The organism is Neglectibacter timonensis, from assembly GCF_900048895.1.
GTDB lineage: Bacteria > Bacillota > Clostridia > Oscillospirales > Acutalibacteraceae > Acutalibacter > Acutalibacter timonensis.
Genome location: NZ_LT160639.1, coordinates 133,096 through 150,237, shown reverse-complemented (window position 1 = coordinate 150,237; position 17,142 = coordinate 133,096). Strand labels below are relative to the sequence as shown.

Here is a 17,142-nt window from a genome sequence, read left to right as displayed (position 1 = left end):
GCAGCAGGAGAAAAGCCGTGAAGGACTGTTCCCCAGTCATAATTTGCAGGAGCAGAGGAGGGCCGCACCGCGCTGCTGCCTTTCTGAATCACCGGATCTGAGGATAGCCTCCGGTTCCACGGTGAGAGTAAAGACACGTGAAAAAGCCGTGGGGCAAGGATTTGAAGAAAATCCTTGTCCCACGGCTTTCCTGCTGTTTCAACCGGCTACAGCGGCAGATAACCGATTTTTTTCATCACCTTGGAGAGGGTCCGGCGGGCTATAGCCTGTGCCTTGGGCGCATTCTCCCTATAGCATTGTTCCAGGTAGGCTTTGTCAGCAATCAGGTTCCGGTATCGCTCCTGGATGGGGCGCAGTTCCTCGATGACGGCCTCCGCCACAGTTGGTTTGAAATCACCGTAGCCCTTCCCGTCAAATTCTCTTTCAATCTCCTCCATACTCCTTCCGGTAATGGAGGAATAAATCCCCATCAGATTGTTGACGCCGTCTTTGCCTTCTGCAAAACGGACACAGGCTTCACTGTCCGTCACCGCACGCTTGAATTTGCGTATAATCGTATCGGGATCATCCAGCACAGTAATAAAGCTGTTCGCATTTTCGTCGGATTTAGACATTTTCTTTGTGGGATCCTGCAGGGACATAACACGCGCCCCGTGCTCAGCAATGATAGGATCCGGCACAGTAAAGGTGGGGCTGTACAGGCCGTTAAAACGTTCAGCCACGTTCCTGGCCAGTTCCAAATGCTGCTTCTGGTCGGCTCCGATGGGGACGTAGTCCGCCTGATACAGCAGGATGTCGGCTGCCATCAAACAGGGATAGGTGAACAGGCCCGCATTGATGTTATCCGCATGCTTTTGGGATTTGTCCTTGAACTGGGTCATCCGGGAAAGCTCACCGAACTGGGTGTAACAGTTGAGCACCCAGGCCAACTGTGCATGCTCTGCTACCTGGCTCTGAATAAAGAAAACGCTCCGTTTCAGGTCAATGCCGATGGCCAGCATCAGGGCATAGGCTTCCAGGATATTTTTGCGGAAAGCCGCAGGCTCCTGACGCACAGTGATGGCGTGCAGGTCGGCCAGAGCGTAGACGCACTCATAATCGTCCTGCAGGCGTACAAAGTTCTTCAGCGCTCCCAGATAGTTGCCCAAAGTAAAGGTGCCTGTGGGCTGAATCATACTTAAAACACGTTTTTTTTGTGTGGGTTCCATGTTGCTCTCTCCTTTTTTGGATTCTTTCGTGCCGCCTTTGCTTACGGCATCATCTCACGGGCAATCTCGCCAAGGATACGGATTCCCTCGGTAACCTGCTTGTCGGTAGGGGTAGAATAATTGATGCGGAAGGAAGAACAGGGCTCGTTTTCGTCTGTCAGGAAAGCAGTTCCAGGCACGACGCACACGTGACGTTCCAACGCCTTGTTCACGAATTCCATCATGTCAATTTCCTTTGGCAAGGTACACCAGGCAAACAGTCCGCCCTCGAACTTGTTCCAGGTGATAAGAGGCTTCAGGTGCTGTTCCATAGCGTCCAGCAGATTTTTGCTTTTCCTGCGGTATATTTCCTGCAGGCTCTTAAGATGAGCCTCGTAATCATACTGGGTCATAAACCGGTGGCAGACAATCTGTGCCCAGATATTGGAATGGACGTCCTCCCCTTGCTTACAGACCACCATTTTCTGGAACAAAGGCTTGGGACCGATCGCGTAGCCCACACGCATGCCAGGCGCAATCACTTTGGAAAAGGTCCCGGCATACATGACAACACCTTCCTGGTCAAAGGATTTGATCGGGGGAAGAGGCTCGCCCTCAAACCTCAGCTCCCCATAAGGATTGTCCTCCAGCACGATAACGTTGTGATCCCGGCAGAGCTCATAGACTTTTTTGCGCTTTGCAAGGCTCATGGTGATGCCGGAGGGGTTTTGGAAGTTGGGGATGGTATAGAGATATTTTACATTTTTTTCTGTGTTGAGGGCCTGTTCCAACTGTTGTACATCGATACCGTCTGCTTCCATAGGAATCCCTACCAGCCTGGCCCGGTAAGAACGGAAGGTGTTCAGGGAACCGATAAAGCTGGGCGCTTCACAGAGAACCGTATCCCCTTCGTTCAGAAGGGTTTTGGTCAAAAGGTCCATCACCTGCTGTGCGCCGCTTGTGATGAGAATATCGTCTGTTTCTGTACCAGCACCGTACTTTTCCTTCATATATCGCAGAAGATGCTGCCGCAGCGGCAGATATCCCTCCGTTACGCTGTATTGCAGTGCCTCGATGGGGGCGTTCTGCAGCAGCTCTGCCGAAAGGCTGGAGATGGCGTCGTAGGGGAAGGCGTCCGGAGCCGGATTGCCCGCTGACAAGGGGATTACCGTTGGGTCGGAAGAATACTTGAGGATTTCCCGGATGACCGAGGGCTTCAAATTTTGTACACGCTCTGAAAACTGATATTCCATAGTTTGCACTCGCTTTCTGCAATGAGATTCTGTGAAAAAGATGAAAGAGATAATATAAAATAAAAAAAACTCCTGTCCCTTCCGAAAAAGGGACAGGAGAATATTCCTGCGGTACCACCCAAATTGACGGAATTCCTCCGTCCGCTCAATTCCTTAACGCGGAAATACGTCGCACAATACTGCCGCAGCGGGCTGCGGGTTCCAATGCGCCCTCCCGGGGCCATTCACAAGGGGTCTTCCGCCGCATTTTCACCGGTTGCGGCTCTCTGAAGAAAGAGGTTGCCTGCTACTTCTCCCGTTCCAGGGTTTATCGTGTTCTATTTGTCGTTCATTATATGCTTTTCGGAAAAAAAAGTCAATCGCCATTTTGAGAGTGCGTGAGAAAGGAACCAATCTATCCTGTGTGCACAGCCAGACTTCCACTGTTACAGTTTGCCCATTAAAGCGACATAATAAATTTACATAATATTTTTTGGCAAGATAGATCGTTTAGTCTACATAACTTTTATTATGATAGATTTTAACAGGGAAAATGACAGAATATCGCCTCCTGTAAGTGACAGAAACTTCTGAATCTCATGGGTATAATTTCAAGGTAAACGGCATAGCTGGTTTCCCATAATATCATTTGAGGCGGTGTTTTCGGTGGAAGAAAGCAAGGTTCGGCAATTTTTTGGGCGAATGGGGGAATATCTCAATTCCTCCTACGCCAGAAAGATCGTGGTGACAGCTGTCAGCTTTTTGGTTGGCATGCTCTGTTCCCGTGGCCTGGTGTTCGGCAAATATTCTCCTTTTGGTGTGGCGGTGGCGGCTTCTGTACCCAAGGGCGGGCTTTGGGGCGCGGTTTTAGGAGCGTTTATCGGCTACTTAATCCCTTCTCCGGTCTATGTACCGGCTCGATATGCAGCGGCGCTGGTTGCGGTGGCGGCTATTCGTTGGTCCCTTTCCGAGCTGAAAAATGTGAATACCCATCCGCTTTACGCACCTGTGGTTACTTTTCTGCCGCTGCTGCTCACTGGGATGACTATGGTATTCCTCAACGGTTCCATCACCTATTCTGCCGCACTCTATGTGGCGGAATCCTTTTTGGGAGCAGGGTGCGCTTACTTTTTGAACCGCACTTCCAATCTGCTGGTTTCCCGCCGTGAGGATGGGCTGTTTGAGACGGCGGATGTGGCGGCTTTGACCGTGACAGCGGGAATTGTAGTGCTGGCTTTTTCTGACGTCACGATTTCCGGCGTTTCCATTGGCCGGATTTTGATGATTCTGATGGTAATCTACTGCGCCAGAGTAGGGGGGATTGGCGGAGGATCGGTTGCCGGTGTGACAGCGGGGGCGATTCAGGGGCTCTCAACAGCGGGGCTTTCCTACCTTTCCGGGGCTTATGGCCTGGGCGGTTTGATGGCCGGGGTGTTTGCCCCTATGGGAAAGGTGGCAACTGCGGCTGCATTTATCATCTCTCACGGTGTGGCTTCCCTGCAGGCGGGCGGAGAGCCTCAAATACTTACCGGCGCGATTGAAGTGGCGGCAGCCACCATCCTCTACATGTTTTTACCGAAAAGCCGCCGCCTCTCCGAGATGTTCGGCGTGAGGAAGGATACTTTGAGCGGAGGCGCGCTGCGGGGCAATATTGTGATGAGGCTGCGATACGCCGCGGAAGCGCTGACCAACGTATATACCTCGGTGGATGAAATTTCTAAAAAGCTTTCCTCTGTGTGCGCCCCTGACTTGCAAGGGGTATATAATAAATCCACGGAGACGATCTGCGCGGGCTGCGGGATGAGCGCGGTGTGTTGGCGCAAGCACAAGGAGCAGACTCTGCAGAATTTTGCCAGTTTTTCTGTTGTGCTGAAGGAGCGGGGCAAGGTGGAGAGCTCTGACTTTACCAAGGAGTTTGCCGACCGCTGCGGCCGTGTGGGAGAGATGCGGGACGCCATAAACAAGAATTATAACCGTTACCTGATGAAAGAGGCAGCGGAGCTGCGCACAGCGCAGGTGAGGGAAGTGGTGGAAGAACATTTCCGCACAACAGCAGGCATCCTGGAAGAGATGGCGGGGGAGTTCTCCCTCTATGAGCATTTTGATGAGGAAGCTGCCCAGCGCGTTGAAGATATCCTGCGGGACAATGGGGTGACGCCTTTGGAGGTATGCTGCCGCATTGACAAATTCGACCGTATGACCATTGAGGCAGAGGTGGGGAAGGACAGACAAAAACGGATCAATCGCGCCACCTTCACCAGGGAGATCTCCGCGGCTTGCGGACGCAGTTTTTCTCCGCCCTGCGTGAGTGTTGCCGAAGATAAATGCCGGATTCAGATGTGTCAGCGCCCCTCCTTTGAGGTGTCCAGGGGCTTTGCCCAATACAGTGCGGGCAACGGGGCCTTTTGCGGAGACAGCACCAATGTGTTTTACGATGGATGCGGCCGGTTGGTGGCCATTTTGAGCGACGGTATGGGAACCGGAGGACGCGCAGCTGTGGACGGCGCCATGACGGCCGCTATGGCGGAAAGCCTTTTAAAGGCGGGGATCGGGTTTGACAGCATGCTTCAGACAGTGAACTCTGCGCTGATTGCAAAATCCGGCGACGAATCCCTGGCGACAATGGATATCGCCTGTATCGATTTGTTCAGCGGAAAGGCAGAGTTCCGTAAGGCCGGCGCCGCAGGTTCCGTTGTGCGCCGGGGCAGGAGGACGGAGCTAATTGAAGCGTCTTCCATGCCGGTCGGGATCATGCCTTCGGTAGAATTTGCCGTGACAGAACGTGAGCTGACTGCAGGGGATGTGGTCGTTCTGGTTTCCGATGGGGTGGTAGCCTCCGGTACAGAGTGGCTGGTGGATTTCGTAGCCAACTGTGACGAAGAGGAAAACCCCAACACCCTGGCGGAGCGGATTACGGAAGAGGCGAAGAGACGCCGCAGCGACGGGCATGAGGACGATGTGACCGCGCTGGTGTTGGTAGTGATATGAAACCAGGGAAAGAGCGGCATTTTTGTCGCTCTTTCCCTGGTTTCTTTTGATTCATGCCGGTACCTGGAAGCGTCAATTTTTGGACTGGTAAGCCTCAAAATGGACATGGCTGGGATCGTAGCGTTCCGGGACGGGACGTTCTTCGGCGGGATGGCCCACTGCCACCAGCGCCACAGGAAGCACCTCTTCCGGCAGGCTGAGCTGCTGCCGGAAAAAGTTCACCAGCTCGTTTACGATGCCGCACCACACGGCGCCCAACCCAAGTCCATGTGCTGCCAGCAGAATGTTTTCCACTGCAGCGGAGCAGTCGTTGAGAAGTAAGTCGTGATGATCCAGCCTTCTGGTATCTCCGCATACCACAATGGCAAAGGCGGCATGCTCCGCCATTTTTTGGTACTGTGCATGCTCAGAAAAGCACTTCAGCTTATCTCTGCTCCGTACTACGACAAATTCCCAGGGCCTGCAGTTTTTAGCGCTTGGCGCACAGAAACCCGCATGGAGGAGAGTGTGCAGCATTTCTTCGCTTACAGGCTCCCCGGTGTACCTACGGATGCTCCGGCGGGTCTCAATGGCAGTGAGCACATCCATATCACAGCTGTGAAGGACAGATTGTTTCATCGGCTGGTCTTCCTTTCTTTCCTGATAATAAAGAGAGGAGGAAGCGCCATGCAACGCTTCCTCTTTCTCTGGAGTTACTTTGACAATGCATCGAAGTTGGAAACGGCTTTATTGACGGCATCCTTGGAGGACATTGCCACCAGAATCAGATTGCCGTGCCTTGCCACCTTGCTGGATTCCGCTTCCACACAGACCCATTTTCTGGGATTGAGATTTTCCTCAATCTCTTTCTGAATCTCGGCCGCATCCGCGCCTTCCGGCAGGCGTAGCAAAACGACGGAATGGGCGATGGCATTGATTGCTGCATCGGAAGCAAGCCCCTCGCTACCCTCCACATAGTCGATGAAGAGATAGGAAGAAAAGTTTTCTTGGGTGAGGGGTGTTTCCATCACCATGATATCGGGCTCTACCCCTTCTGTGACCTTGGCAAGCAGTTCCTCCAGCGAACCTTCAATCACCGATTCGCTTTCAGAACCAACAGTGCCGCAGCCGGTCAAAAGCAGCAAAGAGAATAGGAGCAGAAGTGACAATAGAGTCTTTTTCATATAAAAATCCATGCGAGCTGGCCTATACAAACCCTTTGGGAAGGATGTGTGCGGCCTCTCGGCTTCCTTTCTTTCATCTGTCAAATTTTTCGTGCGGGCTTCCATCAAAGACAGAGAACCTGTATGACTTATGTTTTCCGGTCATTTGCTGATGTATTCGCGCACATGAAAATCTGCGCCTATCCGTTCGCAGACCCTTTTGCACGCCTCAATTTCCTTTTGGGGCATAGTGCTCACCACAGTCATACGTACGTGTGGAACATTCAGAACCGCAGTACCGGTGAATTTTAAAATTTCTGGGAATGCCTCCAGGCCGAATTTGCTGTGGCAGACAGCGTCGTATCCTTCCGGCGTACTGGCATTCAGGCTGACAGAAACCGCGTCAACCCGCCCGTCAAGTTCCAGCGCGGCGCGTCTGCCGGTGATGAGATTGGCAAGACCGTTGGTATTGATACGGATGAAGTGAGAACCGTGCTCCTTGATCCGGTCACAGAGCCACATCATATCGTCCCAGCGGCAGGCAGGTTCCCCGTAGCCGCAGAAGACAATCTCATTGTAGCTGTTCAAATCCTTTTTCTGTAACTCTTCCCAAATTTCTTCTTTGGCAGGCTCCTTTTCCCTATACCAGAGATTTTTCGCATACAGGCTGCCGGAACTGTTATTTCGCAGGCAAAAATCACAGCTGTTGGGGCACTGGTTTGTCAGGTTGATATAGAGGTTTCTGCCATATTCATAGGTAATACTGGTTTCACTTTCCATATTGCGCTCCATTTCTGTCATTGGGTTTTCATGCTATGCCAAACAGGCGCCGGGTATTTTCTGCGGCTGCATGCAGTACAGCCTCTGCGGGAATTCCACGAATCTCGCCGATTTTTTCCGCAACATAGGCGATGAGGGAAGAATCGTTCCGTTTGCCGCGGAAGGGCACGGGGGCCATATAGGGGGCGTCTGTTTCCAAAAGCAGCCGTTCCAGTGGGATTTCCCGGGCTGCCTCGACGGAATGCCGGGCATTTTTGAAGGTGACAGCTCCGCCTAAGCCGATATACATGCCCAGCTTGAGGATTTCTCTGGCGGTTTCCACACTGCCGGAAAAACAGTGTACCACGCCGGAGGGCCGGTACCGCTGCAAAAATTCCAGCGTATCGGCATGGGCTTCCCGGTCATGGATTATCACAGGAAGAGAAAGCTCTTCAGCCAGTTCCAGCTGGGCGGAAAAGACTTTTTTCTGCCGTTCCTTGGGGCATTCCTCTAACCAATGATAATCCAGACCGATCTCGCCCACGGCCACAATTTTCTCGCATTTAAGCCACTCCCGGAGCAGGTTCAGCCAATTGTCCGGAAGTTCCCGGGCGCATTCGGGATGGATGCCCACTGCGCCGTAGAGGTATTCATAACGCTCTGTCAGGGCCACCGTATCCTTGCAGCCCTTCAGGTCCGCCCCCATATTAAGAATGCCGCATACGCCCTTTTCAGGAAGGACGCGGCCCAGGAGTTCCTCCCGGTCCGCGTCGAATTGCGCATCGTCATAGTGAGCATGGGAATCAAAAATGCCGTATTTTTCATTCCCGCTGGAGGCGGCTCCTGCAAGATTTTCCGGCTGGCCGCAGTTGGATAACGCCGTCAACAAAGCTTGGCCCCCGCCGGGATGGAATCATCTGCCATGACCAAGTGCAGACATTCCTCGCCTTTCTCTTTATGGACGGCAGAGATCAGCATACCGCAGCTTTCCAGCCCCATCATCTTTCTGGGGGGCAAGTTTACAATGGCTATCAGGGTTTTGCCTATAAGGTCCTGGGGCTCATACCATTTATGGATTCCAGACAGGATCTGCCGGTCTGTGCCGGTGCCGTCATCCAGGGTAAATCGAAGGAGCTTGTCGCTTTTCTTTACCGCCTCGCAGGCTTTCACCTTGACGACACGGAAATCGGATTTGCAGAAAGTATCGAAATCCACCTTTTCCGACAGCTGGGGTTCCACTTCTATTTCAGGCAGGGGCAACGCAGCCAGCCGCTTTTCTTCAACCTTGGCGATGACCTCGTCCACATCCAGACGGGCAAACAAAATTTCAGGGGTTTCCGTCACCTTGTTTCCACTGGGATACAGGCCGGTTTTGTCAAGATTCTCCCAGGTCCGGGGCTGAGCGTTCAACTGCCGGAAAATGTTCTCGCAGGTGCCGGGCATGAAGGACTGTAACAGGGAAGCGCCTACGCAGATACAGTCTACAAGGTTGTAGAGTACAGTGGCAAGCCTTGATTTGCTGTCCTCGCTTTTTGCCAGAACCCAAGGCATGGTCTCGTCGATATATTTGTTGCAGCGTTTGAACAGCGCAAAGATTTCCGTAATGGCGTCCGCTGCCTTCAGGTCTGCCATTTTCGCGGCGGCCTTATCGCGGCAGGCAGTGACAACAGCTTTTAAATCGCCGTCCACGGGCTCACAGACCCCAGTGTTCTCCACCACGCCGCCGAAATATTTGTTGCTCATGGAAATGGTGCGGTTAACCAGGTTGCCCAAAGTATTGGCCAGGTCGGAATTCGTCCGCTCCGTCACCAACTCCCAGGTCAGGTTGCCGTCATTGTCATAAGGCATCTCGTGCAGCACGAAATAGCGAACTGCATCCACACCGAACATCTCCACCAGTTCGTCGGCGTAGATGGTGTTTCCCTTGGATTTGCTCATCTTGCCGCCGTTCATCAGAAGCCAGGGATGCCCGAACACCTGCTTCGGCAGGGGCAGATCCAAAGCCATCAGGAAGATGGGCCAGTAGATGGTGTGGAAACGGATGATATCCTTGCCGATCAGATGCAGGTCTGCGGGCCACAGCTTTGTAAACTGTTCGTCACTCTCCCCACCGCAGTGATAACCGATACCGGTAATGTAGTTGGTCAAAGCGTCCAGCCACACATATACCACGTGCTTGGGGTCAAATTCCACCGGGATCCCCCATTTGAAGGAGGTGCGGGAGACACAGAGATCCTGCAGGCCTGGCAGCAGGAAATTGTTCATCATTTCGTTCTTGCGGGAGACAGGCTGAATAAATTCCGGGTGGCAGTTGATGTGGTCGATGAGGCGCTGGGCATATTTGCTCATCTTGAAGAAGTAGGCTTCTTCCTTGGCGGGGTGGACCTCCCGGCCGCAGTCAGGACATTTCCCGTCTATGAGCTGGCTTTCCGTGAAGAAAGATTCGCAGTCCGTACAATAGAGGCCCTCATAGGCGCCCTTGTAGATGTCGCCCTGGTCGTAGAGCTTCTTGAAAATTTTCTGGACTTCCTTTTCATGATACTCGTCGGTGGTGCGGATAAAGTGGTCATAGGATACATTCATCAGGTCAAACTGTCCCTTGATGATGCCGGCAACTTTGTCCACAAACTCTTTTGGAGTAACGCCCTCGGCTTCGGCTTTCAATTCGTTCTTCTGGCCGTGTTCGTCGGTTCCGGTCTGAAAATAAACGTCATAGCCTTCCAGGCGTTTAAAGCGGGCGATGCTGTCTGCCAGTACGATTTCATACACGTTTCCAATGTGCGGTTTACCGGAAGTGTAAGCGATCGCTGTTGTGAGATAATATTTACCCTTGCTGTTCATAGTGTTCCTCCAATGCCGCGGGGCGGCTTTGTTTTACGTATGCCAGCCGGTGTATGGCGGCGGACTCCCGCCATACACCGGCTGTTTCCAGGATGCGCCGGCAAAACAGCCGGAACAGCCTGTGCTCCTATCCTGGTCAAACAGGTTCGTAACCTGTTTCCGTTACAATGTTTTTTAAATCTTTTGCGCTGATTTTTCCGGCGTCATAGACGATGTCGGCGCACTTATCTGAAAGGCTTACCTCGGCCTTCAGAACGCCTTTTGCATCTAAAAACGCCTTCTGCATTCGTGCGGAGCACATCTCACAGTGCATCCCGTTGATGCCAATTTTGATTTCCTGTCTGTCTTTTTTTCCAAACATGAAAATTCCTCCTCTGTGGGCATTATCTGAACAGGAGAACGGATACTGCAGAAAGAATCATCAAACTCGCAAGCACGGACGCCGTGATGCGAATAAACAGCTTCCGCTTCCTGTCGTTATAGCCTTTCATGGAAAACTCCTCCGCATGCATGGTTTCAAATACTTCCTTATTTTATCATTTGCCCTAAAAAAAGTAAAGGCGCGATTTGACAAGAGAACGTTCAGGGGCTAAACTTTCTTTAGCAATTTTGTGGGAAAGGATTTTGTGACAGATGACGTATCAAATAAGAAGCGCAGCAGCGATACACGATATTTCCGGTGTGGGGAAATGCTCTCTGACGGTTGCTCTGCCTGTATTGTCGGTCTGCGGGGTGGAAACCTCCGTGCTGCCTACGGCTGTGCTGTCCACCCATACGGGCGGGTTTGAGGGATTTACCTACCGGGAACTAACGGAGGACCTTTTGCCTATGGCCAGGCATTGGAAACAGGTGGGCTGTGAGTTCGGTGCGCTTTACAGTGGGTTTCTTGGAAGTGCGGCACAGATCGGTATCGTAGAGCAGATTTTTCAAATGTTTCAGGATAAGAAGACGCTGGTTTTTGTGGATCCTGTTATGGGGGATAACGGAAAGCTTTACCGGACCTACACCCCCGAAATGGCGGACGGAATGGCCGGACTCTGCAGGGCTGCGGACGTGGTGGTGCCGAACCTGACGGAGGCCAGCCACCTGCTGGGTGTTCCGTATCGGGAGGGTCCATATTCCTCAGGATATGTGGAGGATGTGCTGAGGAGACTGTGTGAAATGGGGCCTGAAATGGCGGTGCTCACCGGCGTCTCACTGGACCGGGAACAGGTGGGGACAGCCTGCCTGGACGGCAGGACTGGGGAAATGCGGTTTTTCTTTCGCCAGCGGGTGGAGGGCCTTTATCACGGTACAGGGGATCTGTTTGCCTCTGCACTTTTGGGCGGCCTTTTAAACGGTATGTGCCTTTTTGAGGCCTGTGAAATTGCCACAGAGTTTACCTGGCGCTGCATCCTATCTACCCGGGAGCTGAGCAAGGATACCAGGTTTGGGCCGAAATTCGAAATTCATCTGCCTTGGTTAGCTGCAAGGATGGAGCGGTTTCGAACTACCCATCTGGAGGAAAAACAGCGTCCATGAGAGAGGCGGGAGGATGGAGCGGCCAGCCGCAGTGCTTAGAAAAAACCAGTTTTGGAAAAGCTGTTGCAAAAGAGAGAAAATTGCGGTAAAATAAAGGACAACTGCTTTTGCAATTTAAAGCAAAAAAATGGCTGGGCAAAGCCGGGACGGCCGCGGCCGATATCACAGAGGATGGGAGTCTGATTCCGTGTTTTTTCAAAAAGAAATCGAAACCATGAAGCGGGCGGATATTGAGGCGCTGCAGCTTGAGCGTTTGCGCCGCATGGTGGATTACTGTTATGAGAATGTGCCTTTCTATCACGCACGCCTATCTCAGGCGGGAATCACTTCGGGGAATAAAATAAAAGCGCTTTCCGACCTGCAGTATATCCCGTTCACCACGAAGGAGGATATCCGGGACAACTATCCCTTTGGTCTGCTGGCGAAGCCCATGAAGGATATCGTGCGGATTCATGCTTCCTCCGGCACGACGGGAAAACCTACCGTTGGCGTCTATACGAAACAGGATATTGATAACTGGTCCGATTATGTGGCGCGCATTGTCACGGCGGCAGGCGTTACACAGGAGGATATTATTCAGATTTCCTTTGGCTATGGCCTGTTTACCGGCGCGCTGGGCCTGCATTTTGGGTTGGAGAAGGCAGGGGCCACGGTCATTCCGGCGTCTTCCGGCAATTCGGAAAAGCAGCTGATGATGCTTCGTGATTTTGGTGTTACCGGTTTGGTGGCCACCCCTTCCTATGCGCTGTATTTGGGAGAGCTGGTGCAGGAGAGCGGCTATCCGAAGGAGGCTTATGCCAAACTCAGGCATGGCATCCTCGGCAGCGAGGGTTGTACGGAACAGATGCGGGGGCGTATCGAGGAAACTCTGGGAATACGGGTTACAGACAATTACGGCATGACGGAGCTTACCGGCCCGGGCGTATCGGGAGAGTGTGAATACCGCTGCGGCCTGCACTTTGCAGAGGATGCGTTCCTGCCGGAAATTATAGACCAGGAGACGCTGGAACAAAAAGCGCCTGGAGAGGCGGGTGAACTGGTAGTGACCACTCTGACCCGGGAAGGCATGCCGGTGCTGCGGTATCGTACCAAGGATATCACCCGGCTGAACTACGAGCCCTGCAGGTGCGGCAGAACCCATGTGCGCATGGACAAGGTGATGGGCAGAACCGACGATATGCTGATCATCAAGGGAGTAAACGTATTTCCCTCCCAGATTGAAAGCGTCCTGGTGGCAACGGAAAACGTGGGACCTCATTATCAGCTGGTGGTTCGCAAGAAGAATTTCATGGACAATTTGGAGGTCAAGGTAGAACTGGTAGATGGTTCGCTGCTGGAAAGCTTTGGGGAACTGGAGTCTCTGCAGAGAAAGATTCATGACCGTCTGAAGAGTGTTCTGGGGCTGGAAACCAGGGTGACCCTGGTGGAACCCAAGAGTCTCGAACGGTTTCAGGGCAAGGCAAAGCGAGTGCTGGACCTGAGAAATCAACCGGAGGAATAAGTGCGCTTTTACAGCGTGGAAAGGAATTTACATATGGAAAAACAACTTCTGTTGGGCAACGAGGCGGTTGCCAGAGGTCTTTATGAGGCGGGAGTGCGGGTAATCTCCAGCTATCCCGGCACGCCCAGCACGGAGATTACGGAAGCGGCGGCCAAGTATGATGAGATGTTCAGCGAATGGGCTCCCAACGAAAAGGTGGCGGCAGAGGTGGCCAGCGGCGCGTCTCTCGGCGGCGCACGTTCTTTTTGCGCCATGAAGCATGTGGGCCTGAATGTGGCGGCGGACCCGGTATTCACCATGAGCTATATCGGCGTAAACGCCGGTATGGTTCTGGCTGTGGCGGATGATCCGGGCATGCATTCCTCTCAGAACGAGCAGGATTCCCGCAACCACGCCAAGGCGGCAAAGCTCCCCATGCTGGAACCTGCGGATTCTCAGGAGTGCAAGGAATTTACCAAGCTGGCTTATGAACTCTCCGAAGAATTTGATACGCCTGTCATCCTTCGCCTATGCACACGCGTTTCCCATTCCCGCAGTATTGTGGAATGCGAGGATCGCACCGAACTCCCTCTGAAGCCTTATGAAAAAAATCCTGCAAAGAATGTGATGCTGCCTGCTTTTGCAAAGCCGAAGCATGTGGCGGTGGAGCAGCGGCTTCTCAAGCTGACGGAATGGGCGGAAAAGGCCGGGATCAACTGTGTGGAGGATCACGGCGCCAAGGTTTCCATCATCACTTCCGGTATTTCATATCAGTATGTGAAAGAAGCTATGGGGGACAGCGTCAACTATCTCAAGCTTGGGATGGCCTATCCGCTGCCGGAGAAGCTGATCCTGGATTTTGCCGCAAAGGCGGAAACCGTCTATGTGGTTGAGGAACTGGATGATTTTATCGAGACCCATTGCAAGAAGCTAGGGCTTTCTGTCATTGGCAAAGAAAAATTTCCCCGCTGTGGGGAATTCTCGCAGAAAATTGTCAGAAAACTTCTCACCGGGGAGGAGGCGGAAAGCGTCTCCCTGGAACAGCAGATTCCCGTGCGCCCGCCTGTGATGTGCTGCGGCTGCCCTCATCGGGGCGTGTTTTACGCTCTGAAGCGGGAAAAAGTTTATGTCAGCGGCGATATCGGCTGTTATACGTTGGGAGCGTCCGCGCCGTTGAACGCTATGGATTCCTGCATCTGCATGGGCGCTTCCGTCTCCGCCCTGCACGGCTACAATAAGGCAAGAGGCGCAGAGGCGGAAAAGAAGTCGGTAGCGGTAATCGGCGATTCTACGTTTATTCATTCCGGCGTTACCAGCCTGATTGATATCGCCTACAACCGTTCAAATTCAGTGGTCATCATTCTGGACAACTCCATCACCGGCATGACAGGCCACCAGCAGAATCCCACGACGGGATACAACATCAAAGGGGATCCCGCTGCGGCAGTGGATTTGGAGGCGCTGTGCCGCGCAGTGGGGATCGGCAGGGTCCGTGTGGTAGACCCCTATGACCTGAAGGCTGTCACAGCAGCCCTGAAAGAGGAACTTCAAGCAGAGGAACCCTCTGTAATCATCAGCCGCAGGCCCTGCGCGCTGCTGAAATATGTCAAGCATTCTGCCCCGCTGAAAGCGGATCCGGAGAAATGCATCGGCTGTAAGGCCTGTATGGGAATTGGCTGCCCTGCAATCAGCATGCGCGGCGGAAAAGCAGTGATTGACGCCACCCAGTGCGTGGGCTGCGGAGTTTGTACCTCTCTCTGCGCCAAGAATGCCATCGCCTGACTTTGGAAAGGACGGAGAAAAATATGAGTGAAGTGAAAAGCGTAATCATCGTAGGCGTTGGTGGACAGGGTACGCTGCTAGCCAGCCGTATCCTGGGCTATGCCATGATGAATGAGGGGTTTGACGTAAAGGTCAGCGAGGTGCATGGGATGAGCCAGCGGGGAGGCTCCGTGGTGACCTATGTGCGCTATGGTGAAAAGGTGGCCTCTCCCGTGATCGAAACAGGCGAGGCGGATGTAGTGCTGGCGTTTGAACAGTTGGAAGCAGCCAGATTTTTGCCCTATCTGAAGGCTGGAGGAACCCTGGTGACCAGCACGCAGCGGATTGATCCGATGCCCGTTATCACAGGAGTGGCAGAGTATCCGGAGGGGCTTCTGGAGGCCATCAGTGGAAAGGGTGTAAAGCTGCTGGCGGTGGACGCTCTTTCCCTGGCAGAGCAGGCAGGTTCGGCAAAGGCCGTCAATGTGGTGCTGATCGGCGCCATGGCCAGGGGAATGGACGTAGAAAAAGAGATTTGGCTCAATGCGTTGGAGCACTGTGTTCCTGGAAAATTTCTGGAGATGAATAAAAAGGCCTTTGAACTGGGCTATCAGGCCTGAGGTTTTCCTGATAAGCTCAAGAAGAGACACCTTCCTTTTGACTAGATGTGTCTTAATCGTATGGAAGCGTCTCATTCCGTGAACAATCCGGTCTCTGGCAGAGTGCTGCGGAAAGCAGGGCTGCTTCTGGAAGGCCGGGACGAAGGCTATTACCGCTACAGAAACGGATTTCAGGACAGCGGCCTGTACGGGCTGACCAAAAGCCGGTATCTGCAGCAGAATGAGGAAGAAAGTACAAACGATACCAAGCGAAGAAAGGAATGTCCTACCCATGCCTAACTATTTTGAGCCGGAGATTGAATGCGCCTCCCGGGAGACTCTGCGGGAAATCCAATCTCAGAAGCTGGCTGCCATGGCGAAGCGCTGCTATGAAAATGTGCCCTTTTACCGAAAAAAATTTGATGAGATCGGGCTGAAGCCGGAAGATATCAAGTCTATCGACGACCTGTCCAAGCTTCCTTTTACGGTCAAGCAGGATCTGCGGGATACCTATCCTTTCGGTATGGTAGCAGTGCCCCGCAGCGAGTTGGCGCGGGTGCATGCCTCCTCCGGAACGACCGGAAAGCAGACTGTGGTGGCCTATACCAGGCACGACCTGGATGTATGGGCCCACAGCGCGGCCAGGTCCATTGTGGGGACTGGCGGCACGAAAGACGACTTTGTTCATGTTTCCTACGGGTACGGCCTTTTTACCGGCGGCCTGGGCCTCCATGACGGCGCGGAAGCCCTGGGGGCAACTGTGATTCCGGTTTCCTCTGGGAATACGAACCGGCAGGTGCAAATCCTGCAGGATTATGAATCGGACATTCTGTGCTGTACTCCCTCCTATGCCATGTACATCGGTGAAACGGTGCGGGATAAGGGGATTGATCCCAAGAGCCTTAAGGTGAGGATTGGAATTTTCGGCGCGGAGCCTTGGACGGAGGAGATGCGCCGTGAGATTGAAAATGCCCTGGCCATCCGGGCCTTTGACATCTATGGCCTCTCTGAGATTGCAGGCCCGGGCGTGGCCTGCGAATGTGAGGAACAGGCAGGCATGCACGTGCAGGAGGATTTCTTCTATCCTGAAATTATCGATCCGGTCACCGGGGAACAGCTGCCGGATGGGGAAGAGGGCGAGCTGGTGTTTACCTGTATCGGCAAAGAGGCCCTGCCTCTTATCCGTTACCGTACCCGGGATATTGCTTCCCTAACCCATGAGACCTGTAAATGCGGCCGTACCCTGGTTCGCATGACGAAACCCAAGGGCAGGACGGACGACATGCTTATCATCCGCGGAATCAACGTATTCCCCTCTCAGATAGAAAGCGTGCTGCTGGATCTGGGTATGGCTCCCAACTACCGCATGATCGTGGACCGCCAGAACAACCTGGACACCCTGGAAGTTCAGGTGGAGATGAACGAGTCCATGTTTGCCGACACGGTGCGAAGCCTGGAGCGGGTGGAGAAGACCATTGCGAATGCGCTGCAGTCCACTCTGAATATTGCTGCAAAGATTACCCTTTTGGAACCGAAGTCTATCGAACGCTCGGAAGGAAAAGCAAAACGAGTCATCGACAAGCGGAACATAGTGTGATATACTCATAATAACGAAACCAATATCGGGAGGTA

15 protein-coding genes and 1 other annotated feature are annotated in these 17,142 nt (G+C 53.1%); of the genes, 7 read left to right on the top strand and 8 right to left on the bottom strand.

The window, feature by feature from the left end:
- Positions 1-206: 206 nt before the first annotated feature.
- Complete coding sequence (trpS, locus tag BN3911_RS05830) at positions 207-1,208, bottom strand: tryptophan--tRNA ligase (RefSeq protein WP_066862652.1); 1,002 nt, start codon at positions 1,206-1,208, stop codon at positions 207-209.
- A 41-nt stretch (positions 1,209-1,249) separates the two neighbouring features.
- Positions 1,250-2,440, bottom strand: a complete 1,191-nt coding sequence (locus BN3911_RS05825) for an aminotransferase-like domain-containing protein (RefSeq protein WP_066862649.1) — start codon at positions 2,438-2,440, stop codon at positions 1,250-1,252.
- Positions 2,441-2,525: 85 nt separating this feature from the next.
- Positions 2,526-2,752, bottom strand: a binding site (T-box leader).
- A 333-nt stretch (positions 2,753-3,085) separates the two neighbouring features.
- Here BN3911_RS05825 and BN3911_RS05820 point away from each other — a divergent pair.
- Entirely contained in the window at positions 3,086-5,407 is a 2,322-nt protein-coding gene (locus BN3911_RS05820; RefSeq protein ID WP_242871084.1) for a SpoIIE family protein phosphatase, read from the top strand.
- Positions 5,408-5,479: 72 nt separating this feature from the next.
- Here BN3911_RS05820 and BN3911_RS05815 read toward each other — a convergent pair whose 3' ends face one another.
- The 6 genes from BN3911_RS05815 to BN3911_RS05790 all read right to left on the bottom strand — a co-directional run bounded on the left by BN3911_RS05815 (position 5,480) and on the right by BN3911_RS05790 (position 10,510).
- Positions 5,480-6,025, bottom strand: coding sequence for a nitroreductase family protein (locus BN3911_RS05815; protein WP_242871083.1), 546 nt, complete (start codon positions 6,023-6,025; stop codon positions 5,480-5,482).
- A gap of 74 nt (positions 6,026-6,099) precedes the next feature.
- A complete protein-coding gene (locus tag BN3911_RS05810; RefSeq protein ID WP_147578534.1) occupies positions 6,100-6,570 on the bottom strand; it encodes a hypothetical protein in 471 nt (156 codons plus the stop codon).
- A gap of 141 nt (positions 6,571-6,711) precedes the next feature.
- Positions 6,712-7,329: a TatD family nuclease-associated radical SAM protein gene (locus BN3911_RS05805; protein WP_066862640.1), complete on the bottom strand. Its 618-nt coding sequence runs from the start codon at positions 7,327-7,329 to the stop codon at positions 6,712-6,714.
- Positions 7,330-7,357: 28 nt separating this feature from the next.
- Positions 7,358-8,119: a TatD family hydrolase gene (locus BN3911_RS05800; RefSeq protein WP_066864210.1), complete on the bottom strand. Its 762-nt coding sequence runs from the start codon at positions 8,117-8,119 to the stop codon at positions 7,358-7,360.
- Positions 8,120-8,190: 71 nt separating this feature from the next.
- Entirely contained in the window at positions 8,191-10,149 is a 1,959-nt protein-coding gene (gene metG, locus BN3911_RS05795; protein ID WP_066862637.1) for a methionine--tRNA ligase, read from the bottom strand.
- Between the two features lie 136 nt (positions 10,150-10,285).
- Positions 10,286-10,510: a heavy-metal-associated domain-containing protein gene (locus BN3911_RS05790; RefSeq protein WP_066862634.1), complete on the bottom strand. Its 225-nt coding sequence runs from the start codon at positions 10,508-10,510 to the stop codon at positions 10,286-10,288.
- Between the two features lie 272 nt (positions 10,511-10,782).
- On the opposite strand from BN3911_RS05790, the gene BN3911_RS05785 reads away from it, so the two are divergent.
- From BN3911_RS05785 to BN3911_RS05760, 6 genes are all read left to right on the top strand, one after another.
- Positions 10,783-11,670, top strand: a complete 888-nt coding sequence (locus tag BN3911_RS05785; RefSeq protein WP_066862631.1) for a pyridoxamine kinase — start codon at positions 10,783-10,785, stop codon at positions 11,668-11,670.
- Between the two features lie 187 nt (positions 11,671-11,857).
- Positions 11,858-13,171: a phenylacetate--CoA ligase family protein gene (locus BN3911_RS05780; RefSeq protein ID WP_242871081.1), complete on the top strand. Its 1,314-nt coding sequence runs from the start codon at positions 11,858-11,860 to the stop codon at positions 13,169-13,171.
- A gap of 33 nt (positions 13,172-13,204) precedes the next feature.
- Positions 13,205-14,932: an indolepyruvate ferredoxin oxidoreductase subunit alpha gene (gene iorA, locus BN3911_RS05775; RefSeq protein WP_066862628.1), complete on the top strand. Its 1,728-nt coding sequence runs from the start codon at positions 13,205-13,207 to the stop codon at positions 14,930-14,932.
- A 23-nt stretch (positions 14,933-14,955) separates the two neighbouring features.
- Positions 14,956-15,531, top strand: coding sequence for an indolepyruvate oxidoreductase subunit beta (locus BN3911_RS05770; protein WP_066862626.1), 576 nt, complete (start codon positions 14,956-14,958; stop codon positions 15,529-15,531).
- Between the two features lie 78 nt (positions 15,532-15,609).
- Entirely contained in the window at positions 15,610-15,810 is a 201-nt protein-coding gene (locus BN3911_RS05765) for a GNAT family N-acetyltransferase (protein ID WP_187127691.1), read from the top strand.
- Complete coding sequence (locus BN3911_RS05760) at positions 15,803-17,107, top strand: phenylacetate--CoA ligase family protein (RefSeq protein ID WP_066862621.1); 1,305 nt, start codon at positions 15,803-15,805, stop codon at positions 17,105-17,107. The genes BN3911_RS05765 and BN3911_RS05760 overlap by 8 nt, the downstream gene beginning before the upstream one ends.
- Positions 17,108-17,142 lie beyond the last annotated feature (35 nt).